17 protein-coding genes and 3 tRNA genes are annotated in these 22,942 nt (G+C 61.3%); 12 read left to right on the forward strand and 8 right to left on the reverse strand.

Features of this window, described 5'->3' with window-relative positions; genetic code table 11:
- Positions 1-134: 134 nt before the first annotated feature.
- A complete protein-coding gene (locus AC1RJW_RS16860) occupies positions 135-1,376 on the forward strand; it encodes a TIGR03862 family flavoprotein (protein ID WP_493045954.1) in 1,242 nt (413 codons plus the stop codon).
- Positions 1,377-1,389: 13 nt separating this feature from the next.
- Here AC1RJW_RS16860 and AC1RJW_RS16865 read toward each other — a convergent pair whose 3' ends face one another.
- The 6 genes from AC1RJW_RS16865 to hpnC form a co-directional block, all read right to left on the reverse strand.
- A complete protein-coding gene (locus AC1RJW_RS16865) occupies positions 1,390-2,196 on the reverse strand; it encodes a head GIN domain-containing protein (RefSeq protein ID WP_493045955.1) in 807 nt (268 codons plus the stop codon).
- Positions 2,197-2,206: 10 nt separating this feature from the next.
- Positions 2,207-2,989, reverse strand: a complete 783-nt coding sequence (locus AC1RJW_RS16870) for a DUF1700 domain-containing protein (RefSeq protein WP_493045956.1) — start codon at positions 2,987-2,989, stop codon at positions 2,207-2,209.
- A gap of 28 nt (positions 2,990-3,017) precedes the next feature.
- Positions 3,018-3,173 (reverse strand): hypothetical protein, encoded by a 156-nt coding sequence (locus AC1RJW_RS16875; protein ID WP_493045957.1) that lies wholly within the window; start codon positions 3,171-3,173, stop codon positions 3,018-3,020.
- A 124-nt stretch (positions 3,174-3,297) separates the two neighbouring features.
- On the reverse strand, positions 3,298-4,656 hold the full coding sequence (gene hpnE, locus AC1RJW_RS16880) for a hydroxysqualene dehydroxylase HpnE (protein ID WP_493045958.1): 1,359 nt from the start codon (positions 4,654-4,656) through the stop codon (positions 3,298-3,300).
- A 7-nt stretch (positions 4,657-4,663) separates the two neighbouring features.
- On the reverse strand, positions 4,664-5,497 hold the full coding sequence (gene hpnD, locus AC1RJW_RS16885) for a presqualene diphosphate synthase HpnD (RefSeq protein ID WP_493046058.1): 834 nt from the start codon (positions 5,495-5,497) through the stop codon (positions 4,664-4,666).
- 46 nt (positions 5,498-5,543) lie between these two features.
- Positions 5,544-6,425: a squalene synthase HpnC gene (gene hpnC / locus AC1RJW_RS16890; RefSeq protein WP_493045959.1), complete on the reverse strand. Its 882-nt coding sequence runs from the start codon at positions 6,423-6,425 to the stop codon at positions 5,544-5,546.
- Positions 6,426-6,717: 292 nt separating this feature from the next.
- Between hpnC and AC1RJW_RS16895 the strand changes: the two genes are divergently transcribed.
- The 3 genes from AC1RJW_RS16895 (at position 6,718) to AC1RJW_RS16905 (ending at position 11,236) form a co-directional block, all read left to right on the forward strand.
- Positions 6,718-7,881: an efflux RND transporter periplasmic adaptor subunit gene (locus tag AC1RJW_RS16895; protein WP_493045960.1), complete on the forward strand. Its 1,164-nt coding sequence runs from the start codon at positions 6,718-6,720 to the stop codon at positions 7,879-7,881.
- Positions 7,878-10,976 (forward strand): efflux RND transporter permease subunit, encoded by a 3,099-nt coding sequence (locus tag AC1RJW_RS16900; RefSeq protein ID WP_493045961.1) that lies wholly within the window; start codon positions 7,878-7,880, stop codon positions 10,974-10,976. The genes AC1RJW_RS16895 and AC1RJW_RS16900 overlap by 4 nt, the downstream gene beginning before the upstream one ends.
- A 177-nt stretch (positions 10,977-11,153) precedes the next feature.
- Positions 11,154-11,236 (forward strand) — tRNA-Leu (locus AC1RJW_RS16905).
- A 60-nt stretch (positions 11,237-11,296) separates the two neighbouring features.
- Here AC1RJW_RS16905 and AC1RJW_RS16910 read toward each other — a convergent pair.
- Positions 11,297-12,829, reverse strand: a complete 1,533-nt coding sequence (locus AC1RJW_RS16910) for a hypothetical protein (protein WP_493045962.1) — start codon at positions 12,827-12,829, stop codon at positions 11,297-11,299.
- Between the two features lie 14 nt (positions 12,830-12,843).
- Positions 12,844-13,026, reverse strand: coding sequence for a hypothetical protein (locus AC1RJW_RS16915; RefSeq protein WP_230538138.1), 183 nt, complete (start codon positions 13,024-13,026; stop codon positions 12,844-12,846).
- 600 nt (positions 13,027-13,626) lie between these two features.
- Between AC1RJW_RS16915 and tig the strand changes: the two genes are divergently transcribed.
- From tig to AC1RJW_RS16955, 8 genes are all read left to right on the forward strand, one after another.
- Positions 13,627-14,967 carry a trigger factor gene (gene tig / locus AC1RJW_RS16920; RefSeq protein WP_046685568.1) on the forward strand — a complete coding sequence of 447 codons (1,341 nt, stop codon included), beginning with the start codon at positions 13,627-13,629 and terminating at the stop codon, positions 14,965-14,967.
- 85 nt (positions 14,968-15,052) lie between these two features.
- A complete protein-coding gene (gene clpP / locus AC1RJW_RS16925) occupies positions 15,053-15,670 on the forward strand; it encodes an ATP-dependent Clp endopeptidase proteolytic subunit ClpP (protein WP_369811567.1) in 618 nt (205 codons plus the stop codon).
- A gap of 199 nt (positions 15,671-15,869) precedes the next feature.
- A complete protein-coding gene (clpX, locus tag AC1RJW_RS16930; protein WP_010398446.1) occupies positions 15,870-17,138 on the forward strand; it encodes an ATP-dependent Clp protease ATP-binding subunit ClpX in 1,269 nt (422 codons plus the stop codon).
- Positions 17,139-17,415: 277 nt separating this feature from the next.
- On the forward strand, positions 17,416-19,827 hold the full coding sequence (gene lon, locus AC1RJW_RS16935) for an endopeptidase La (RefSeq protein ID WP_034751007.1): 2,412 nt from the start codon (positions 17,416-17,418) through the stop codon (positions 19,825-19,827).
- Between the two features lie 204 nt (positions 19,828-20,031).
- Complete coding sequence (locus tag AC1RJW_RS16940) at positions 20,032-20,304, forward strand: HU family DNA-binding protein (protein WP_010398442.1); 273 nt, start codon at positions 20,032-20,034, stop codon at positions 20,302-20,304.
- Between the two features lie 125 nt (positions 20,305-20,429).
- Positions 20,430-20,506 (forward strand) — tRNA-Asp (locus AC1RJW_RS16945).
- A 17-nt stretch (positions 20,507-20,523) separates the two neighbouring features.
- Positions 20,524-20,600: transfer RNA gene (locus tag AC1RJW_RS16950), tRNA-Asp, on the forward strand.
- Between the two features lie 410 nt (positions 20,601-21,010).
- Positions 21,011-22,936 carry a SurA N-terminal domain-containing protein gene (locus AC1RJW_RS16955; protein WP_493045963.1) on the forward strand — a complete coding sequence of 642 codons (1,926 nt, stop codon included), beginning with the start codon at positions 21,011-21,013 and terminating at the stop codon, positions 22,934-22,936.
- The last annotated feature ends 6 nt before the right edge of the window (positions 22,937-22,942 follow it).

Consider the following 22,942-nt stretch of genomic DNA (forward strand, 5'->3'; position numbering starts at 1 on the left):
CGTTGTCGCGTGAAGTCAAGCCGCCGGTCGTTGCGGCATCTGCGCGCAGTATGCATCATTTTTCGGCATTCTTGCCATCTCCGGGCCTTATCTCGACTAAAATGCCGGGGTTTTCACCGTCTTCCCAGCTTGCCATGACCCATTCCAGCCTTCCTCCCTTCCACATCGCCGTCATCGGCGGCGGCCCCGCCGGCCTGATGGCCGCCCAGGCGGCCAGCGGGCAGGGGGCGAGGGTGGAACTGTTCGACGCCATGCCGTCCGTCGGCCGCAAATTCCTGCTGGCAGGGCGCGGCGGCATGAATATCACGCACGCGGAAGGCTACCAGTCCTTCGTCTCGCGCTACGGCCGGCAGTCGCACAGCGTGAAACCGGCGCTGGACCAGTTCGGCCCGCAAAAAGTGCGCGACTGGGTGCATGGCCTGGGCGTGGAGACCTTCGTCGGCTCGTCGAACCGCGTCTTCCCCACCGACATGAAGGCGGCGCCGCTGCTGCGCGCCTGGCTGCACCGCCTACGCGAAGCGGGCGTGCAATTTCACATGCGCCACCGCTGGACGGGCTGGCAGGATGGCCAGCTGGCCTTTGCCACGCCGGACGGCGAGCGCCGCTTCACCTTTGACGCCGTGATCCTGGCGCTGGGCGGCGGCAGCTGGGCGCGGCTCGGTTCGGACGGCGCCTGGGTGCCGCTGCTGCAGGAGCGCGGCATCGCCGTGGCGCCCCTGGCGCCGGCCAATTGCGGCTTCGACGTGGACTGGAGCGCGCATTTCAGCAGCCGCCATGCGGGCGAACCGCTGGCGACGGTGGCCATCTCGGCGCGCGATATCGATGACTGCATGATCAAGCGCCAGGGCCAGTTCGTCATCACGGCGGGCGGCGTCGAGGGTAGCCTGATCTATGCCATGTCGGCCGCGCTGCGCGAGCAGATCGTGCGCGACGGCCACGCCACCATCTGGCTCGACCTGGCGCCCGACCACAGCCATGAACGCGTGTTCGAGGAAGTGACGCGCCCGCGCGGCTCCCGTTCCATGTCCAGTCACCTGAACAGCCGTCTGGGCATCAAGGGCGTGAAATCGGGCTTGCTGCGCGAATGCCTGAGCGCTGCCGACTTTGCCGACGAGGCCAGGCTGGCGGCCGCCATCAAGCTGCTGCCCGTCACGCTCAAGCGTCCGCGCCCCATCGATGAAGCCATCAGCAGTGCCGGCGGCGTGGATTTCGACGGTGTCAAAGGCAGCATGCTGCGCGCCATGCCGGGCGTGTTCGTGGCGGGGGAAATGCTGGACTGGGAAGCGCCGACGGGCGGCTACCTGCTGACGGCCTGCCTGGCGCAAGGCAAGGCAGCCGGCGAGCAGGCGGTGGCGTGGCTGGAAAAGAGTCGTTAGAGAACCGTCATCATCAATGCCAGATGATGTCGCCTGAACCGCTTTTCTGGGTCTCGCGCTGGCGCGGGTTGCCGTGCACGTGGATGTCGCCGCTGCCGCGCAGGGTCAGGTTGGCGGCGTCGCGCACGAAGACGGTGCTCTGGCCCGAGCCTTGCAGGCTGACGCTGGCCTTGTCGGCGGCCAGGTGCTCGGCATCGATGTCGCCGGAGCCGCTCAGGTCGGCGCGCAGGAATTTCGTGTTGCCGCTGGCGGCGATGCGCCCGGAACCCACCATTTCCAGCACCACGCTGTCGCTGTTGCCGGCATTGATGTCGAGGTCGCCGCTGCCGTTGACGGTCGCTTGCACCTGCTTGTAGCGGCCCGTGAAGCTGACGTCGCCCGAGCCCGTTACTTCCAGGATAAAACTGTCGCCGGAAAAGCCCGTGATCTTGGTGTCGCCATTGCCATGCACTTCCATCCGCACGAGGGCTGGCAGCACCAGTTCCACCAGCAGCGGCTGGCGATGGTGAAACAGCATGCCTTTCGGGCCGATATGCAGGGTCGTGCCATCGGCCGTCGTGTCGACGTTCGACAGCAGCCGCTGTTCGCCGCTCACCTTCATCGATGGCGTGGCGCCGCGGCGCAGCATGAGGTTGATGGGGCCGGCCAGGTCGATGCTGTTGATATCGGCGGAAATGGGGCGCGTTTCGCTGCGCACGGCGCGGCCGGCAGCGCTGCTGGGATTGCTGATCCCCTTGGCGCGCAGCGCCGCATACGACATGGCGATCAGGACCAAGGCCAGCAGGAACATGGACAGGCCGACTTTGAATAAGCGTTTCATGGCAGCCTTTCTAGTGACCTTTGAGGAGGGAAACATTCATGGCGATGTAGCGCTTGATGCCGATCAAGGTATAGCGCGTGACCACCAGACTGAGCAGGAAGATGGCGATGCCGCCGAGCAGCATGCCCATGCCGAAGACGGTTTGCGTGGTGCGCGCATCGCGGTCCATGTCGGTGGAGATGCGGATGCCGCCGCCAGCCAGCGCTTCGGCCCGCTCCATCACGCGCGACGACGCGCCCGGCGACTCGGGTTCGGCTTTGGCGGGTCCGGGCAGGTGATCGACTTCGATGCCCGCGTCGCCGATGGTGATGCGCGTTTCGCGCCGTTCGCCGCCTTCGCCGCCATCATCGTCATGCATGAAGACGTGGCGCAGGGGGCCGTCGAGCACCAGCTCGTTGGCACCGGACAAGCCGCTGGCCGTGATGGCGATGCCGGCCAGGTAAAAGCTCAGGCCGACGGCATACAGGGCGGCCAGCAGGGCCGCGTACACGGCGGCAGGCACGACCATGAACAGGTTGAAGATGGCCAGGCCCACCAGCGAGACGAGCAGGCGCAGCAGGTTGACGGGGGTCTTCCTTTGTTCGAACGCCTGGCGGTGGGTGTTGCTGCGCAAGGTGAGGGCGATTTTCTTCGGGTCGCCCAGTTCGTCGGCGATCTCGTGCTCGCTGCGGCCGGCCGCCGCCCCTTCGATGAAGGTCTGTTCGTAATAGTCCATGGTCTTGGCCACCAGGTCCGGTGGCAAGCCCGCCAGCGCGCGCCGCAGCGCCTCGAGATAATCTTGCTTGTTCATCATATTCTTCCTGTCCATCCGCTGCGCCGCTTCATCCCACTGCCGGCAGCAGCATGCTTGCCTGGCTCAGCAGCAATGGCGTTTGTGGCGCCTGCTGTGCGTGGATGACGATGACGGTGGCGAGCAGCACACAAGCCAGCAGCGCCACGGCTTTCAAGCTGTTTTTCAAGTGCAAGGTGGTGTGCATGGTATTTTCCGTGGCATGGCCGTTGTCGATGATCAGACTGTACCCAAGCGCACGCGGGCGCACCAGCACGGTGCGACAGAATGCAATTTCGCGGGGGCGAGCGACACCAGGGCGGGATGCACCGTCAAGTCTGTTTTGCCGCCTTGCCCGTGTTCGCCATCCTGGCCGCCGCCACGCCGCTGCGCACGGCCGCCTCGATGGTGGCCGGATAGTCTTGCGTCCGGTCATCATTGGCCGTGTAGTCGCCGGCCAGCAGCAAGCCCGGCATGCCGCTGGCGTTGCCGGGGCGCCGCAGCTCCGGCGTGCAGGCAAAGGTGGCGCGCTTTTCCGTGATCAGCTGGGTCCAGGCGGGCTGCGCCAGTTCCGGGCGCCGCAGCACCTGCGCCAGCTGCGCGGCGATCGCCTGCGCCAGCGGCCCATGGCCTTGCTCGGCGGCAGGGCCGGAGGCGCTGATGACAACGGCCAGCAAGCCCGCCTGATTCGCGTCGAGCTGGCCCCGGTCGAAGACGAACTGGCCCCAGTGCTGTTGCTCTGGCGCATCGACGAGGGCGTAGAACGGCAAGTCCAGGCGCACGCTGGCGTCGTACTGCAGGTAGCAGGTGCTGATGGCTTCCGGCGTGAACGCCTGCATGCGGTCAATCGCATCGGCCAGGCGCGCGTCCTGCAGGGCTTGCAGCAGGCCGGCGGCCTGCACGGATGAGGTGGCCACGATGACGCCGTCGTAAGTGTCGGTCTCATCGAGCTGCCAGCGGCCATCGGGCAAGGCTTGCAAGGCGGCAACTTTGGCGCCCGTGCGCACTGCGCCGCCATGCTGTTCCACATAGCGGGCAGCCGCGTCGGGCAACAGGCTGCTCAGGTCCGCCTTCGGGATCAGCATGTCGGAGGCACGGCGGCGGCTCGCCCCCAGGCTGTCGCGCAGGACGTTGATGAAGACGCGGGCAGAGGCGCGCTCGGGCGGCGTATTCAAGGCTGCCAGGCACAGCGGGTGCCACATCAGGCGGTTCAAGGTGTCCGTCTGGTCGAAGCGCTGCAGCAATTCGCTGACCGTGCAATCGTTGTACAGCTGCCAGCCCATCCAGCGCATGGCGGTGGAAAAACGCATCAGCGACAGCTTGTCAGCACGCAACAGTCCCTTGGCGCGCAGCAGGGCCCACGCCAGGTGCAGGGGCGCCGGCAGGCGCGGCGCGAGAAAATCCATGCCGTTGGTGCCGGGCGGATAGCGCATCTGCAGGGGCAGGGTGAGGATCAGCTCGGCGGGGTCTTGCCCTGCGAGCTTGATCAGGCGCAAGGTTTCCGTGTACGCGCCCAGCAGGATGTGCTGGCCGTTGTCGAGTACGCCGCTTTCGCGTTCGACCCGGCGCGCGCGCCCGCCCAGGGTGCGCGCCGCCTCGTAGACGGTCACGGCATGGCCGGCGCGCGCCAGTTCCATGGCCGCCGCGCAGCCGGCCCAGCCGGCGCCGATGACGGCGTAGCGTTGCTTCACGCTACTCTCAGCCACGAACCCAGGTCTTCCAGGCCAGCCACAGTTTGCGGATCGGCGTGAGCGAGATGCGCTGTTTCAGCACGTGATAGCCGTCGCGCTCGACTTCATTGAGCAGGGTGCGGTAGATGGCAGCCATGATCAGGCCCGGGCGCTGGGCGCGGCGGTCTTCCGCCGGCAGCAGGGCGAACGCTTCGTCGTAGGCTTTTTGCGCGCGCGCCACCTGGAAGCGCATGAGGTTTTCGAAATTTTCGCTGTGGCGCGCGTTCAGCAGGTCGGCCGCCGTCACATTGAATTGCTGCAATTCGCTGATCGGCAGGTAGATGCGCCCCTTGCGCGCATCCTCGCCCACGTCGCGGATGATATTGGTCAGCTGGAAGGCGTGGCCCAGCTTTTCCGCGTACAGCAGGGTTTCCGGACGCGTCGCGCCAAAGATGCTGGCCGACAAGATACCGACCACGCTGGCCACATGCCAGCAATAGCGGCTCATGGCCTGGTAATCGAGGTAGCGGGTCTGGTTCAAGTCCATTTCCATGCCGTCGATGATGGCCTGCAAATGCTTTTCTTCCAGCTTATACATGTCCAGGTGCGGCTGCAGCGCGCGCATCACGGGATGCGTGGGGTTGCCCTCGTACATGGCCTTGACTTCCTTGCGCCACCACACCAGCTTGGTGCGTGCCACGGCTTCGTCCGTGCATTCATCGACCGTGTCATCGACTTCGCGGCAGAACGCGTACAGGGCCGTGATGGCCTTGCGGCGTTCGGCCGGCAGGAACAGGAAGCTGTAGTAGAAGCTGGAGCCGCTCTGGGCGGCCTTTTGTTGGCAGTATTCGTCGGGAGACATAGTCAAAAGAGCAAGGGTTGCAGATCGAAGCCGCTATTCTATCGTCTTACAGAGTAGGCGACGGGGGAAAAGCCGTTTTTACTTGTGTCTCTTGATGCAAGCTTTTGCGCGACATGCGCAGGGCGCGCCAGAAAATGATCAGCCAGTCGCGTTTCTCCAGCTTGGGGCGGCGCCGGAACACGTCGTAATTGACGGCTTCGATGCATTCGAGGATGCGCAAGCCCCCTTGCACCACCAGGCGCAGTTCCCAGCCGATGCGCCCGCGCAAGCGCAGGGCCAGCGGTGCGCCGGACAGCATCAGGGCGCGCGTGCGGGCCACTTCGAAGCGCATCAGGGCGCTCCACTTGCCGTGCGCCTCGGGCCGCTCGAAGGCGGCGGCGGAGACGGCAAAGCGGCTCAGGTCTTCCATCGGCAGGTAGATGCGCTCTTTTTGCTGGTCGATGGCGACGTCTTGCAGGAAATTAATTAGTTGCAAAGCTGAACATATCGCATCGGAATCGCGTACATTCTGTTCATCGGTCGCACCGTACAGGTGCAGCATCAGCAGCCCCACGGGGTTGGCGGAGCGGGCGCAGTAATCGAGCACGTCCTCGTAGCTGGCGTAGCGCGTCGTTTCCACATCCTGCTTGAAAGCTGACAACAGATCGTGGAACGGTTTGAGCGGCAGCTGGAATTTGGCGATGACGGCGGCCAGGCGTTCGAACATGGCGGCGTTCTCGCCGGCATGGCCTTCCTCGCGGGCGATGCGGCCCAGCGCCTCTTCGTAGGCGTGCAGGGCCGCCAGGCGTTCGGCCGGCGTGGCGTCGCCTTCATCGGCCAGGTCGTCGGCGCTGCGGGCGAAGGCATAGATGGCTTCGACGGCTGGCACCAGGCGGCGCGGCAGTAAAAATGATGCAACAGGAAAATTTTCGTAATGGTCTACAGGCATTGAACACGTTTCTCTAGTCTTGCGTTTGTCCGGCACCTTCGCAAACGCTGGAATGTGGCCGGACGTTGTACGTCTCAAGATTAATGACGCAAAAGTCACTAAAAACTTTTACGCACGATTATAATTAATAACCAGAAAGTCATTAGCGGGAAATCGTTCCCCGCCACGACCAAGCTGATATTGTCACAAATTTAAGGATATCGCGTGCGAAAAAGTTTGGCTTGGCCCAAAGGGCAAGCAAAAAGTTTCTCCGCATAAAAATATTACAGCCCGCATAGTAAAGGAAAATACCTTGTTTGCCCTGAAAACCCTGCGCCGCGAGACCGGCGCACCCGCACTTCCCGCCCTGCGGCTGATCGCCTCCGCCGCCCTGGCGCTGACCCTGGCCGCCTGTTCCAAGCCTGCCGTCAAAGTGGAAGACGTGCGCCCCGTGCGCGCGATAGTGTTGTCGAGCAGTAATGTTGACGTGAGTGCCGAGCTGTCGGGCGAAGTCGTGCCCCGCGTGGTGTCGCAGCTGGGTTTCCGCGTGGGCGGCAAGATCGTCGCGCGCAAGGTCGACGTGGGTGCCAGCGTGAAGAAGGGACAAGTGCTGATGCAGCTCGACCCCGCCGACTTGCAGCTGTCGCAGGCGCAGGCCAAGGCCTCGCTGGTGAGCGCGGAAACGAACCGCGACCTGGCGCGCGCGGAATTGAAGCGCTACCAGGACTTGCGCGAGAAAAATTTCGTCAGCCAGGCCGTGCTCGATGGCAAGGACGCCACCTACAAGGCGGCGCAGGCGAACGTGGAAGCGGCGCAAGCCCTGTACCGGGGTCAGGCGAACCAGTCCGGCTATGCCAGCTTGCTGGCCGACGCGGACGGTGTCGTCACGCGCATCGATGCGGAAGTAGGGCAGGTGGTGGCGCCCGGCGCCCCCGTCGTGGTGGTGGCCAAGAGCGGCGAGAAGGAAGTCGTAATCGGCATTCCTGAAGACAAGGTGGAGACCTTGCGCAAGGTCAAGGATGTCACCGTGCGCCTGTGGGCCGACCCGCGGCAGGGCTTGCCGGGCAAGATACGCGAAGTGTCGCCCGTGGCCGATGCGGCCACGCGCACCTATATCGCCAAGGTCAGCATCCCGGACGCGCCGCAAGTGCGCCTGGGCATGACGGCCGTGGTGCAGTTCGCCTCGCAAACGGCCACGCCGCAGATCAAGGTGCCGCTGACGGCCCTGTTCAATGAAAAGTCGCAAAGCTCCGTGTGGGTGGTGGAAAACGGCGCCGTGAAGCTGGTGCCGGTAACGGTGGGCGGCGTGGCGGGCAATGAATTGCTGCTGACCTCGGGCGTGAAAGCGGGGCAGACGGTGGTCACGGCCGGCGTCAACCTGCTCAAGCCTGGCCAGAAAGTGACCATCCTCGGCGCCGAACTGGCCAGCAAGCCCGATGTCGCCGCTGCCGCCGTCAGCGTGGGGGCGGCCAAATGAAGGGCGGCTTCAATCTGTCGCGCTGGGCCCTCGAACACATCCCGCTGACGCGCTACCTGATGGCCGTGCTGCTGATCGGCGGCATGCTCAGCTACGCCAGCCTGGGCCAGGATGAAGATCCCCCGTTTACCTTCCGCGCCATGGTCTTGCAAGCCTACTGGCCCGGCGCCACGGCGCTGCAGATGGCCGAGCAGGTGACGGACAAGCTGGAAAAGAAGCTGCAGGAAACGCCGTACATCAATGAAATCACCAGCTACTCGAAGCCGGGCGAAACCCTGATCCTGCTGGAGCTGCGCGAATCGGCGCCGCCCAAGGAAACGGCGGCCGCCTGGTACCAGGTGCGCAAGAAGATCGGCGACATCAAGGGCACCTTGCCGTCCGGCGTCGTGGGTCCGTTCTTCAACGACGAGTTCGGCGACACGTATGGCTCCATCTTCGCCCTGTCCGGCGACGGTTTTACCTACGCGGAAATGAAGGATTACGCGGACAAGGTGCGCCAGGAACTGCTTGCCGTGGGGCAGGTGTCGAAAGTGGAACTGTTCGGCGTGCAGGATGAAAAGATCAATATCATCTTTTCGCACAAGAAATTTGCCCAGCTGGGCATTCCTTTCGATGCCATCGTGCAGCAATTGTCCGAGCAAAACAGCATCAACGCCACGGGCGTGCTGGTGACGCCGACGGACAACCTGCAAGTGCGCGTGACGGGCGCCATGCTTACCGTCAAGGACCTGGAGAACCTGGAATTGCGCGCCAACGGCACCACCTTCCGCCTCGGCGACTTTGCCACGGTGAAACGTGAATTCGTCGATCCGCCGAAGGACAAGATGCGTTTCAATGGCAAGGAAGTGATCGGCCTGGGCGTCTCGATGGAAAAGGGCGGCAACATCATCGACATGGGCAAGGCCTTGCAGGCAACGGTGACGCGCATGAAGAGCGAATTGCCGGTCGGCATAGAATTGCAGCGCGTGTCGAACCAGCCGGAAGCCGTGTCCGCTTCCGTGGGCGAATTCGTGCACACCCTGATCGAAGCCATTTTGATCGTGCTGGCCGTCAGCTTTGTCGCGCTGGGCTTGCACACGAAGCCGCTGCGCATCGACGTGCGCCCTGGCCTGGTGGTGGCGCTGACCATTCCGCTGGTGCTGGCCGTCACCTTCCTGTTCATGCGCCTGCTCGACATCGATTTGCACAAGATCTCGCTGGGGGCCCTGATCATCGCGCTGGGTTTGCTGGTCGATGACGCCATCATTGCCGTCGAGATGATGGTGCGCAAGATGGAAGAGGGCATGTCCCGCTTCGACGCGGCCACGTTCGCCTATACGTCGACGGCCATGCCCATGCTGACGGGCACCCTGATCACGGTGGCGGGCTTTTTGCCCATCGGCCTGGCCAAGTCGGCCGCCGGCGAATACACGTTTTCCTTGTTCTCCGTCAATGCGCTGGCCCTGATCATTTCCTGGGTGGTGGCCGTCGTCTTCACGCCCTACATCGGCTACATCTTGCTGAAAGTGAAGCCGCACGCGCACAACGATCATGAATTGTTCGATACGCCGAACTTCCGCCGCTTCCGCCGCGCCGTCACCTGGTGCGTGGAATGGCGCAAGACAACGATTGCCGCCACCCTGGCCATCTTTGCGTTGGGCATATACGGTTTTAACTTTATCGAAAAGCAATTCTTCCCCGATTCCAGCCGTCCGGAACTGATGGTGGAACTGTGGTCGCCCGAAGGCACGACGTTTGCCGCGAATGAAAAGCAAGTGAAGAAATTCGAGGCCTTCGTTGGCAAGCTCGACGGCGTGGAAAGCGTCACCAGCTATGTGGGAACCGGCAGTCCCCGTTTCTACCTGCCGCTCGACCAGATCTTCCCGCAGACCAACGTGTCGCAAGTGGTGGTCTTGCCGAAGAGCCTGGCCGACCGCGAACGCTTGCGCCAGCAAATCGTCGATGTCTTCAAGAAGGATTTCCCGGAAGTGCGGGGCAGGGTCAAGTTGCTGCCGAACGGACCTCCCGTGCCGTATCCCGTGCAATTCCGCGTCACGGGCCCGGAAGTGGCGGGCGTGCGCGCCATTGCCGACCAGGTCAAGGACATCATGCGCGCCAATCCGAACACCCTGGGCGTCAATGACAACTGGAATGAATCGGTGAAGGTGCTGCGCCTGGACCTGGACCAGGACAAGATGCGCGCGCTGGGCGTCACCTCGAAAACGGTGATGCAGGCGGCCAATACCATCCTGTCTGGCACGGTGATCGGCCAGTTCCGTGAAGACAACAAGTTGATCGACATCCAGGTGCGCCAGCCGCTGGAAGAGCGGGCGACGATTTCCGTGCTGAATGACACGAATATCCCGACGGCAACGGGCAAGTCCGTGCCCATCTCGCAGCTGGCCCGCGCGCATTTCGTGTGGGAACCGGGTGTCGTCTGGCGCGACAAGCGCGAATGGGCCATTACCGTGCAGTCGGACGTGATCGACGGCATCCAGGGCGCCACCGTATCGACACAGCTGGCGCCGCAGCTGGACGCCTTGCGGGCCAAAATGCCGGACGGCTACCGCATTACGGTGAAAGGCGTGGCGGCCGACAGCGGCGAGGCGGAAGCGTCGATTGCGGCCAACTTGCCGCTGGCCATCTTCATCATCTTCACCCTGCTGATGCTGCAGCTGCACAGTTTCTCGCGTTCGCTGCTGGTCTTCCTGACGGGGCCGCTGGGCGTGGCGGGCGCCGCCTTTGCCTTGCTGCTGCTGCACCGTCCGCTGGGCTTCGTGGCCAACCTGGGCGTCATCGCGCTGTTCGGCATGATCATCCGCAACTCGGTGATCCTCGTCGACCAGATCGAGCAAGACATCAAGGATGGTTCTACGCCGTGGGACGCCATCATCGACTCGGCCGTACGCCGCTGCCGCCCCATCGTGCTGACGGCCGCGGCCGCCGCGCTGGCCATGATCCCGCTGTCGCGTTCGGTCTTCTGGGGCCCGATGGCGGTCGCCATCATGGGCGGACTGATCCTGGCAACGGCCTTGACGCTGCTATTCCTGCCAGCCCTGTATGCGGCCTGGTTCCGGGTCAGGAAGCCGGAGCCGGTGACCGCAAAAGAGGGCTAGAAATCGGCATCAAGGTGTCGGCATAAAAAAGGCGGCATTCCTCTGGGAAATCCAGTAGAATGCCGCCTTTGCTTTACCGCAAGCTTGTCCTGCAAGTCCAAGGTAGCCAGATCGCTCCCGAGTTGTTAAAATCAGGGGTGGCAGCAAAGTGGTATGTACAAGCTGCGTACAAAAGATGCGGATGTGGTGGAATTGGTAGACACGCTGGTCTTAGAAGCCAGTGCTTCGGCTTGGGAGTTCGAGTCTCCCCATCCGCACCAATCCGGGTTGTTCCAGCCCGGAAGTGCAGCGCCATCAAAATTTCCCTGAACCAATATTCCTCAGCCCAGTGCGCCCAGTGCGCCCAGTTGCCTGCTCGACTGTTGCACCATTTGCGCAATCAGTGCCTGCGCCTGCGGGTAGCCTGTTTTTTCCATCAGCGTTTCATCCTGTGCCAGCGGCCAGAGCGCCTGCAGGACGCGTTGCCGCGCCTGCGGCCAGTGTTGCTCCTGTTCATGCTTTGATGGCGGCAGTTCCCTGTCCAGCATGTGCAGCGCTTGCCGCGTCATCGTCACCTCTTTCTCTGCCTGCAAGCCCAGCGTATCGCTGCGGGGCGGCGGCTGCTGTGCAAGATAAGTATCGAGCTTGCGGCTCTGGCGCTCGTACAGGTCGAGCAGCAGGTGCAAGGTAGCGCCGCTGGGCCGCCGTTGCGCGTCGAGCGCATCGAGCACGTCCAGCAGCCAGCGCGTCATCTGGCGCCCGGCCAATCCCAGTTCCGGCCAGGTGGTGCTGTGCAATTGTTCGCCCAGGTAGCGGGCGCGGTCGATGGCGCGCCGGCTGCCGCTCATGTGCTGGCCGATGGGGCCGTACCGGGGCGCCAGCGCCGCTTCCTGCTGCTCGGCCAGCAAACAGAGCAGCGCCAGGTGGACATACACGTGGAAGGCGGCCAGGGTGCGGTGGGCATCCCAGTAGTGATTGCCGTCATCATCGGGCGCGTTCCACAGCGAGCAGACCTTGGCGCCGTCGTCGCGCGCATAGTCAGGCGCCAGCAAGCTGTGGCCGTGGCGGAAGTCGTACAGTTTCTGGTGCAGCGACTCGTGCAGCAAGTGTTCGGCCAGCCACCACGGGTTGCCGATCAGTTCCTGGTTCAGGAACACGCTGCCATTGACGCGAAATTGCGAACTGGACGCCTTGCCGCGCCAGGTGCCCAGCTTGGGGAACAGGGCGATCAATTGCACGTGAGACAGCGCGCTGGCCGTCAGGCGGGGCAGCAGGGTTTCCAGCAAGCGCAGCCCGCGGCGCAGCAGGGCCCGTTCCTGCGGCGTGGGCGTGGCCAGCGGTGCGCCGTAGTTATCTTCCATCACGGCAAGAAAGGCGCGCGCATATGGCGTGCCTTCCTGCCAGGCATGCCATATATAGGTGTCTTCGCGATGCCTGTCCTGGTTCTGCGGGCCGCCCTCGTCGTGCAGCCGCGCCATGGACGGCAAATGGGCCACCAGCGGGCCGCCGGGCAGGCCCGCGTCCAAGTGCTCGCTGGCCGCCTGGAACAGCGCCGCGCATTGGGGCAGGGGCAGTCCGTACTCGTCACCCAAGTGCAGCTGGCGCATGGCGTGCTGCACGGCGCAGCGCAGCACCGTGTCGCCCAGCAGCTGGCGCTGGCGCGCGGGCGGCGCCGCATCGAGCCCGCTGGCCAGCCGTTCGGCCTCGGGCAGGGTGCCGCCGAGCTTGTGCAGCCGCCGCCGGTAGGCGACGGCCAGCTGGTCGCGGATGTAGCCGCTGTCGCCAAAGGCACGGTGGGTCGCCAGCGCCGTTTCCACGGCGCCCAGCACATCGGCGCCGGGTGGCGCGGCGCGCAAGGTCTGCACGGGCTGCATGGGCGGGCGCCGGCTCAGGCGACGGTGGGGTGGTCGTGGTCGTGGTGGCCGTCTCCCTTCATGCGCAACTCCATTTCATCGACTTCCGTCTGGATTTTTTGCAGGTCGTCGTCCGTGACGCCGTCGAGCAGGCGGCTGAGGACCATTTGCAGCTTGGCTTTGGCGTTGCTGGAGCCGCCGGGTGCGCTATCGCTCATGATGTTTTCTCCACTTAAATTCACTTGGAGAGGGGCGAAGCGGCTTAGGTTTGCCTGAAAAATGGCCAAATTGAGGTAAATCAAAGGTTTTTTGGCCGAAATCTTCGCCAGGAGCGCATTTCTTTGTTTCGGACGGGGCGACAGTTCGCATATACTAATGAACGAAGCAGGCTGGAAAGCCTGTCTCTGGCGAAATAAAGAATGCCGGGGCAAGAGTAAAGACAGGGCCATCCAGGCTGTAGCGATTCGTTCGCTGCCGCTGGTATCCTCTGTGGCCGGGCTGCAAAGCCAGCCACTTTCCCGAAGTCCTTTGTTATAATGCCACGCTTTACCGAATGATGGCCGGCCCTGCATTTACTTAGAAGCAAGGCTGGACGCTCGGAGCCCTGTCGCAGTACTGGAAGCGGCGGATTGTTTGGTGCCTGGTGCGGGTTTTTCCTGAGCCGGGTAGACCAGGTCCATCGTCCTGCTTTCAGTGCTTTTACAGATGAATATGCGAGCGAGTGAAGCTGGACCCATGTCTTGCCGCCAGTGATGGCGCAAGGGGTCGGGTCTTCTTTTCTCGCACCAACAGTGTTTATTTTTTGGACGATTTTTTACATGGCAACTGCAGTCGAAACCTTGGGCAAACTCGAACGTCGTATCACGATCTCCTTCCCGCTGACGGACGTCCGCACGGAAGTTGAGAAGCGCCTGAAAGTGCAAGCCCGTACGGCTAAGGCACCGGGCTTCCGTCCGGGCAAAGTGCCGTTGAAAATGGTCGCAGCACAATACGGCTACCAAATTGAATCCGAAGTGCTGAATGACAAAGTCGGCCGCGCGTTCAACGACGCCGCCAACGAAAACAATCTGCGCGTGGCCGGTTTCCCGAACATCGTGCCGAAAGAAGAAGCAGCCGAAGGCCAGCTGGCTTTCGACGCCACGTTCGAAGTGTATCCGGAAGTCGCCATCGGCGACCTGACGGCCGTTGAAATCGAAACCGTGCAAGCCGACGTGTCGGAAGCCGAAATCGACAAGACCATCGACATCCTGCGCAAGCAGCGCGTGCACTTCCACACCAAGGGCGAAGCTGGCGAACACGGCGACGGCGGTGAGGCTATCGCTGCCAACGGCGACCGCGTGACCGTCGACTTCGTCGGCTCGATCGACGGCGTTGAATTCCCAGGCGGCAAAGCTGAAGGCTACGCTTTCGTGCTGGGCGAAGGCCGCATGCTGCCGGAATTCGAAGCAGCGACCCTGGGCCTGAAAGTGGGCGAGTCGAAGACTTTCCCATTGTCGTTCCCTGAGGACTACCACGGTAAAGACGTGGCCGGCAAAACCGCCTCGTTCACCATCACGCTGCAAAAGCTGGAATGGGCGCACCTGCCGGAAGTCGATGCCGAATTCGCAAAGTCCTTGGGCGTTGCCGATGGCGACCTGGCCAAAATGCGCGAAGACATCAAAGTCAACCTGCAGCGCGAAGTCGCTGGCCGCGTGAAAGCACGCAACAAGGAAGCCGTCATGGACGCGCTGATCAAAGTTGCTGAGCTGGAAGTGCCAAAAACCCTGATCGCTCAGGATTCCGAGCGCCTGGCCGAAATGACCCGCCAGGACATGGCGCAGCGCGGCATGAACGTCAAGGACGTGCCTTTCCCAGCAGAACTGTTCGCGGAAAAAGCCGAGCGTCGCGTACGCCTGGGCCTGATCCTGTCGCAACTGGTGGGCGACAACAACCTGCAGGCAACGCCTGAGCAAGTCAAGGCGCAGATCGAAGATTTCGCCCAAAGCTACGAAGATCCACGCGAAGTGCTGAAGTACTACTACAGCGACCGTCGTCGTCTGGGTGAGATCGAAGCCCTTGTATTGGAAGAAAACGTCGTCACTTACGTGTTGGGCCTGTCGAAAGTCACGACGAAAGCAGTTGCTTTCGACGAACTGATGGGAAGCAACGCACAAGCGTAAACCAGTTGGTATCCGGATGCCGCTCCCGGCCGTCAGGCCGGGGCGGCGCCCTCTAACTGCTTCACAAGGAAATGAAATGACAGGTATGAACCGTAATCCGGCGCTGGACACAGAGATGCTCGGCCTGGTGCCGATGGTGGTGGAACAAAGCGGTCGCGGCGAGCGCTCGTATGATATTTACTCGCGCCTGCTGAAGGAGCGCTTGATTTTCATGGTCGGCCCGGTCAATGACCAGATGGCCAACCTGGTTGTCGCCCAGCTGCTGTTCCTGGAAAGCGAAAATCCGGAAAAGGAAATCTCGCTCTACATCAACTCGCCAGGTGGTTCGGTCTCGGCCGGCATGGCCATCTACGACACCATGCAGTTCATCAAGCCGGACGTCTCGACCCTGTGCACGGGCATGGCTGCCTCGATGGGCGCTTTCCTGCTGGCCGCTGGCGCCAAGGGCAAGCGTTTCTCGCTGCCGAACTCGCGCATCATGATTCACCAGCCGTCCGGTGGTTCGCAAGGCATGGCGTCCGACATCGAGATCCAGGCGAAGGAAATCCTTTACCTGCGCACCCGCTTGAACGGCATCATGGCCGAGCGCACGGGCCAGACGATCGAACAGATCGCCAAGGACACCGACCGCGACCGTTTCATGTCCGCCGACGAGGCCGTTGAGTATGGTTTGATCGACAAAGTGTTGACCAGCCGCGCTTGATGAGCCCCTACCGGTATTGCTAAGTACGTAAGTAAACGCCCGGGCGATCAAACGTTCGGGCGTTTCGCTTTTATTTCGGGTAGCATGGAGCTTGTGCACGTTGTTGACTTGCGCCATGGATAGCTGCCTTTCCGGCAACTACCGCACTCCGGCTTGCGATTTTGCAATATTGTTAATGCAGTTCCAACCAAAATGCCTTATGTCAGACAAAAAATCCTCTAGCGGCGAAAAATTACTGTATTGCTCGTTCTGCGGCAAAAGCCAGCACGAGGTGAAGAAACTCATCGCCGGCCCGTCCGTGTTCATTTGCGACGAGTGCATCGACCTGTGCAACGACATCATCCGTGATGAAACGTCGAGCATCGAGACGGTGACCGGTACCAAATCCGACCTGCCGACGCCGCAAGAAATTGCCGCCTTGCTCGATCAGTACGTGATCGGCCAGCAGACTGCCAAGCGCATCCTGTCGGTGGCGGTGTACAACCATTACAAGCGCCTCAAGCACCTGGGCAAGAAAGACGACATCGAACTGGCCAAGAGCAACATCTTGCTGGTCGGTCCTACCGGCTCGGGCAAGACCCTGCTGGCACAGACCCTGGCGCGCATGCTCAACGTGCCGTTCGTGATCGCCGACGCCACCACCCTGACCGAAGCCGGTTACGTGGGCGAGGACGTGGAAAACATCATCCAGAAGCTGCTGCAAAGCTGCAACTATGACGTCGAGAAAGCCCAGCGCGGCATCGTCTACATCGATGAAATCGACAAGATTTCGCGCAAGTCCGACAATCCGTCCATCACGCGCGACGTGTCGGGCGAGGGCGTGCAGCAAGCCTTGTTGAAACTCATCGAAGGCACGATGGCTTCCGTGCCGCCACAAGGCGGCCGCAAGCATCCGAACCAGGATTTCGTGCAGATCGACACGACCAACATCATGTTCATCTGCGGCGGCGCCTTCGACGGCCTGTCGAAAGTGATCGCCAACCGTTCCGAAAAGAGCGGCATCGGCTTCTCGGCCACCGTGCGCAGCAAGTCGCAAAGCTCGGCCAGCGAACTGATGTTGCAAGCGGAACCGGAAGACCTGGTCAAGTTCGGCCTGATCCCGGAACTGGTCGGCCGTCTGCCCGTCATCGCCACCCTGGCGGAATTGACGGAAGAGGCGCTGATCCAGATCCTCGTCGAGCCGAAGAATGCGCTGATCAAGCAGTATTCGAAGCTGCTCGAGATGGAAGGCGCGGAACTGGAGATTCGTCCGGCCGCCCTGCACGCGATCGCCAAGAAGGCGCTGGCGCGCAAGACCGGTGCCCGTGGCCTGCGTTCCATCCTGGAACATGCTTTGCTGGACGTCATGTACGAACTGCCGAGCGAACAAAATGTGGTGAAGGTCGTCATCGACGAAAATACCATCACCAGTGGCGCCAAACCTTTGTTGATTTATCAAGAGACTGCCAAGGCCTCCGGAGAAAATTGATTACTGCCGAGACAAATGCATAAAAAGGGTTTTGATTCCTTAATGCATGGCAGTACAATTTAAATCAATGAGTGCAGGCTTCAATCGGAAAGCCACTCGCGGCGCTTAGCTGCGCGTGGCTTTTTTTACTGTGAAAACTGCATTTATTACCGTCATGCGGGTGTGTTTTGCGAAATAGACAGAAAAATGTTTGTTTCACAGAATTATTTATTCTCGCCGGTCTTGTGTTTTGGCAGCGAGCGCCAACATCGTAAACACGCTTTCTATAAGGTACGCCATGACAACTTCCAAATTAACTGAGCAAACTCAACTGCCGTTATTGCCGTTGCGGGATGTCGTCGTTTTCCCGCATATGGTGATACCGCTGTTCGTTGGCCGTCCAAAGTCGATCAAGGCGCTGGAAGCTGCGATGGAGCAGGGCAAGAGCATCATGCTTGCCGCTCAAAAAGCAGCCGCGAAGGACGAGCCGTCTCCTTCGGATATCTATGAAATTGGCTGCGTTGCCAATATTCTGCAAATGCTGAAGCTGCCCGATGGCACCGTCAAGGTGCTGGTCGAAGGCGCGCAGCGTGCCCGTATCAACCACATCAGCGATGCGCCGACGCACTTCATCGCCGACCTGACGCCGCTCGAATCCGAGCCGGGCGACGAGTCGGAAGTCGAAGCCATGCGCCGCGCGATCGTGCAGCAGTTCGACCAGTACGTCAAACTGAACAAAAAGATCCCGCCGGAAATCCTGGCATCCCTGTCGGGCATCGACGATGCCGGCCGCCTGGCCGACACGGTGGCCGCGCATCTGCCTTTGAAACTTGAGCAAAAACAAGTCATCCTGGAAATTTTCAGCGTGGCCAAGCGCCTCGAGCACCTGCTGGGCCAGCTCGAAGGCGAGCTCGATATCCTGCAGGTGGAAAAGCGCATCCGTGGCCGCGTGAAGCGCCAGATGGAAAAGTCGCAGCGCGAGTACTACCTGAACGAGCAAGTCAAGGCGATCCAGAAAGAACTGGGCGAGGGCGAAGATGGTGCCGACCTCGACGAGCTGGAGAAAAAAGTCGCTTCGGCCAAGATGCCGAAGGAAGCGCTCGACAAGGCTACCAACGAGTTGAAAAAGCTCAAGCTGATGTCGCCGATGTCGGCCGAAGCCACTGTCGTGCGCAACTACATCGATACCCTGGTCAACTTGCCTTGGAAAAAGAAATCCAAGGTCAATAACGACCTGTCGAATGCGGAAAAAGTGCTCGAAGGCGACCATTACGGCCTCGACAAGGTCAAGGAACGCATCCTGGAATACCTCGCGGTGCAACAGCGCGTCGACAAGCTGAAAGCGCCTATCCTGTGCTTCGTCGGTCCTCCGGGCGTGGGCAAGACCTCGCTGGGCCAGTCCATCGCCCGCGCGACGAACCGCAAGTTCGTGCGCATGGCTCTGGGTGGCGTGCGCGACGAAGCCGAGATCCGCGGCCACCGCCGCACCTACATCGGCTCGATGCCGGGCAAGATCCTGCAATCGCTGTCGAAAGTCGGCGTGCGCAATCCCTTGTTCCTGCTCGATGAAGTCGACAAGATGGGCGCCGATTTCCGTGGCGATCCATCGTCGGCCCTGCTGGAAGTGCTCGATCCGGAACAGAACCACACGTTCTCCGACCATTACATCGAAGTCGATTTCGACTTGTCGGATGTGATGTTCGTGGCCACGTCGAACTCGTACAACATTCCGCCAGCCTTGCTTGACCGCATGGAAGTGATCCGCCTGTCCGGTTACACGGAAGACGAAAAGACCAGCATCGCGCAGCGCTATCTGCTGCCGAAGCAGATCAAGAACAATGGCTTGAAGGAAGAGGAAATCTCGGTGGCCGAGTCGGCCTTGCGCGACATCATCCGCTACTACACGCGGGAAGCCGGTGTGCGTTCGCTCGAGCGGGAAGTGTCGAAGATCTGCCGCAAGGTGGTCAAGATGCTGCTGCTGAAGAAATCCGACAAGAAAGTCATCGTCAACTCGAAGAACCTGGACAAGTTCCTCGGCGTGCGCCGCTACGATTTCGGTGTCGCAGAGAAAGAAAACCAGGTGGGCCAGGTGGTCGGTCTGGCATGGACGGAAGTGGGCGGCGATCTGCTGACCATCGAAGCCGTGTCGATGCCGGGCAAGGGCGGCATCATCCGCACGGGTACCCTGGGCGACGTCATGAAAGAGTCGATCGAGGCGGCCCGCACGGTGGTGCGCAGCCGGGCACAGCGCCTGGGCATCAAGGCGGACGTGTTCGAGAAGAGCGATATCCATATCCACGTGCCGGAAGGCGCGACACCGAAGGACGGTCCTTCGGCTGGCGCGGCCATGACGGTGGCGATGGTCTCGGTCTTCACGGGCATCCCCGTGCGTGCCGACGTGGCGATGACGGGCGAGATCACCTTGCGCGGCGAAGTGTTGCCGATCGGCGGCCTGAAGGAAAAGCTGCTGGCGGCCCATCGCGGCGGCATCAAGACGGTCCTGATTCCCGAGCAGAATGTGAAAGACCTGGCCGACATTCCGGACAACGTCAAGAACAAACTGGAGATCGTACCCGTGCGCTGGATCGACAAAGTGCTGGAAATCGCCCTCGAACGCATGCCTGAAGCGTTGGCGGACGTCGCTGCGGTGGAGGCTGTCACGGCCGCCGCGGCCAAGCCTGATGCGGCCGGCGAGGTAGTAAAACACTAACGTTTTACCCCTGTTTTCCCCAAACAAGCGCTTTTAGAGCGCTTGTTTTATATTGAAACGTGAATTGCGCCCCCAAAGCGCTTGACACATATACAGTGTGGCTTGTTTAATACGCCTGCACATTTTTTTCGCCGGACAGCTGTGGTGCCAAAAGTGCCGCAACGATACGGTAAACGTTTTATACCTTTGTAATTGGGGATGCTAGTGAACAAGACTGAATTGATCGACCACATTGCTGAAAAAGCTGACATTTCCAAAGCCGCCGCTGCGCGCGCACTCGACGCTGTTATCGGCGGCGTGACGGAAACTTTGAAAAACAACGACAGCGTGACGCTGGTTGGTTTTGGCACTTTCTCGGTCAGCGAACGCGCTGAGCGTACCGGCCGCAATCCGCGTACCAAAGAAGCGATCACGATCGAAGCAGCAAAAGTTCCAAAATTTAAAGCTGGTAAAGCTTTGAAGGATGCTGTAAACTAACGGACTTCGGTGAGGTGACAATCACCGGAAACATTTGGCGGCGCCCCCGGGTGCCGCGATTTCAAGGTTGAAGTTCTGCGAATCGCAACCTTGAATGCAAATGCAAGCAGTACTGTGTATTTTTCGGAGTGGTAGTTCAGTTGGTTAGAATGCCGGCCTGTCACGTCGGAGGTCGCGGGTTCGAGTCCCGTCCGCTCCGCCAAAAAAATACGCTCTCAAGGAGTGGTAGTTCAGTTGGTTAGAATACCGGCCTGTCACGTCGGGGGTCGCGGGTTCGAGTCCCGTCCGCTCCGCCAGAATATAGAAGCCCGCGCTGCTGAATAAGTAGCGCGGGTTTTTCTTTTCCAGCGCCAGATTATCCCGGCGCACCTGCTTTTAAAATCCCGTCCCGCCGTTTTGAATAAAAAAGCCTGCGTTTAAATCCGCTTTAAGCTGTGTCCGGTTAAATGCACGAGCCCGGAACCTTGCCGTCCATGCGGCGCCAGGGCAGGGCGCGCGCCCTGATTTACTCTTGCTATAGCGCTATGGGCATTGTAGAATCAGGAGATAATGGCTTGGGCGTCAGAATCCTGCTTTAGTTCCAGCGCCAAGTTGTTGAATCTAAAGGGGAAGTGGACATCTGTCCCGTCCATTCCGCCGAAGAAATCAAGGCGAACGCATGTTCGCCTTTTTTTATAGTGATCCACTCATCCCGAATTGGCTGACCATGTTTGAATTTATTCGTACCCATCGACGCTTGATGCAGTTTCTCTTGATGCTGGTCATCGTCCCGTCTTTTGCACTGGTCGGTATCAGCGGCTACCAAAGCTTCGGCGACGGCGCGAACACCATCGCCAAGGTCGGCGACCAGGTCGTTACGCAGCAGCAATATGAAGAAGCGCAACGCCAGCAGATCGACCGCTACCGCCAGATGATGGGCGAGCAGTTCGACCAGAAAATGTTCGATACGCCGGAAGCGCGCCAGAGCATCCTCGACAACCTGATCGCCGAGCGCGCCGTGGCCGCCGAAGTGGGCCGTAGCCACCTGGTCATCAGCGATGCCGTGCTGCAAAAGGAAGTACTGGACATCCCGGGCTTGACCTTGCCGGACGGTAAATTCGACCTGGAACGCTACAAGGCCATGCTGGCCGCCCAAGGCATGACGCCGCAGATGTACGATGCGCGCCGCCGCAGCGACATGGCCCTGCAGCAACTGGCCGGCGCCGTGCAAGGCACGGCCTTCGCGCCAAGCACCGTCTCCAAGCGCCTGTCCGACATCACCTCGGAAGAGCGTGAAGTGCAGGAACTGCTGTTGCCGATCGCCCAGTACGTGCCGGAAGTCAAAGTGACGGACGCCATGATCAAGGCTTTCTATGACAAGAACAGCAAGTTCTTTGAAATCCCGGAACAAGCCAAGGTCGAATACGTCGTGCTCGACGACAGCGCTGCCGGCGAGCAAGTCGACGTCACCGACGCCGACGTGACCGCCTACTACGCGAAGAACCAGAAAGCCTACACGACGGAAGAAGCGCGCCAGGCCAGCCACATCCTGGTGGCCGTCAAGAAGGACGCCTCGGCCGCCGACAAGGCAGCCGCCAAGGCCAAGGCCGACGCCATCCTGGCTGACGTGCGCAAGGCGCCTGCCAGCTTTGCCGCCGTGGCGAAAGCCAAGTCGGAAGACCCGGCATCCGCCGAACAGGGCGGCGACCTGGGCGTAATCGGCAAGGATGGCTTGCCGGCACCGCTGCTGAGCGCTGTCAGCAAACTCAAGCAAGGCGAAATCAGCGATGTCGTCGCTTCCGATTTCGGCTACCACATCCTGACCGTCACCTCGCTCAAGCCGCAGCACGTGCGTGCGCTGGACGAAGTACGCGGCGAAATCACGGCCGACCTGCGCAAGCAGTTTGCCGCCAAGAAGTATTCGGAAATGGCTACCGTCTTTACCGAGACTGTGTATGACCAATCGGACAGCCTGAAGCCGGTGGCCGACAAGCTGAAGCTGAAAGTGGAAACCGCCGCCAACCTGTCGCGCACGCCGTCGCCGGCACTGGGCAAGGCGCCGTTCAACAATGCCAAGTTCCTCGCCGCCATCTTCTCGAATGACTCGCTGAAAGACAAGCGCAACACGGAAGCCGTCACCGTCGCACCGAACGTGCTGATCGCCGGCCGCGTGGTGGAATTCAAGCCCGCCTCGAAGCGTCCGCTGGCCGAAGTCGAAGCGATGATCCGTCAGCGCGTGACCCTGGAAGAAGCGGAAAAGCTGGCCAAGAAAGCGGGCGAGACCAAGCTGGCCGCCTTGAAAGCCTCGGGTGATGCCAGCGGTTTCGGCGCCGCCCAATGGGTGTCGCGCAGCAAGCTGGACGGCATCAACCGTGCCGCCATCGCGCAAGTCATGAAAGCGGACACGAGCAAGCTGCCAGCGTACGTGGGCGTGGCCTTGCCAGCCCTGGGCTACGGCATCTACCGCATCGCCAAGGTGCAGCAGCCGGCGCAAGTCGACGCGGCGCGCCGCCAGCAAGAGAAAGACCAGATCAGCGGCATCCTGGCACAGCAGGAAATGTTCGATTACGTCGAATACCTGAAAGCCAAGGCCAAGGTGAAGATCGTCAAACCGGTCACCGCCCCAGCCGCCGCAGCGCCGGAAGCGCCGTAAGATTTA

The organism is Janthinobacterium sp. GW822-FHT07A03 (assembly GCF_058798815.1).

Bases quoted from the DNA above. Each gene is read 5' to 3' on its own strand.
- AC1RJW_RS16865 (WP_493045955.1), bottom strand. From the start codon at position 2,196: ATGAAACGCTTATTCAAAGTCGGCCTGTCCATGTTCCTGCTGGCCTTG.
- clpP (WP_369811567.1), top strand. From the start codon at position 15,053: ATGAACCGTAATCCGGCGCTGGACACAGAGATGCTCGGCCTGGTGCCG.
- AC1RJW_RS16955 (WP_493045963.1), top strand. From the start codon at position 21,011: ATGTTTGAATTTATTCGTACCCATCGACGCTTGATGCAGTTTCTCTTG.
- AC1RJW_RS16910 (WP_493045962.1), bottom strand. From the start codon at position 12,829: ATGCAGCCCGTGCAGACCTTGCGCGCCGCGCCACCCGGCGCCGATGTG.
- AC1RJW_RS16915 (WP_230538138.1), bottom strand. From the start codon at position 13,026: ATGAGCGATAGCGCACCCGGCGGCTCCAGCAACGCCAAAGCCAAGCTG.
- AC1RJW_RS16860 (WP_493045954.1), top strand. From the start codon at position 135: ATGACCCATTCCAGCCTTCCTCCCTTCCACATCGCCGTCATCGGCGGC.
- hpnC (WP_493045959.1), bottom strand. From the start codon at position 6,425: ATGCCTGTAGACCATTACGAAAATTTTCCTGTTGCATCATTTTTACTG.
- AC1RJW_RS16870 (WP_493045956.1), bottom strand. From the start codon at position 2,989: ATGATGAACAAGCAAGATTATCTCGAGGCGCTGCGGCGCGCGCTGGCG.
- AC1RJW_RS16875 (WP_493045957.1), bottom strand. From the start codon at position 3,173: ATGCACACCACCTTGCACTTGAAAAACAGCTTGAAAGCCGTGGCGCTG.
- hpnD (WP_493046058.1), bottom strand. From the start codon at position 5,497: ATGTCTCCCGACGAATACTGCCAACAAAAGGCCGCCCAGAGCGGCTCC.
- AC1RJW_RS16900 (WP_493045961.1), top strand. From the start codon at position 7,878: ATGAAGGGCGGCTTCAATCTGTCGCGCTGGGCCCTCGAACACATCCCG.
- tig (WP_046685568.1), top strand. From the start codon at position 13,627: ATGGCAACTGCAGTCGAAACCTTGGGCAAACTCGAACGTCGTATCACG.
- lon (WP_034751007.1), top strand. From the start codon at position 17,416: ATGACAACTTCCAAATTAACTGAGCAAACTCAACTGCCGTTATTGCCG.
- clpX (WP_010398446.1), top strand. From the start codon at position 15,870: ATGTCAGACAAAAAATCCTCTAGCGGCGAAAAATTACTGTATTGCTCG.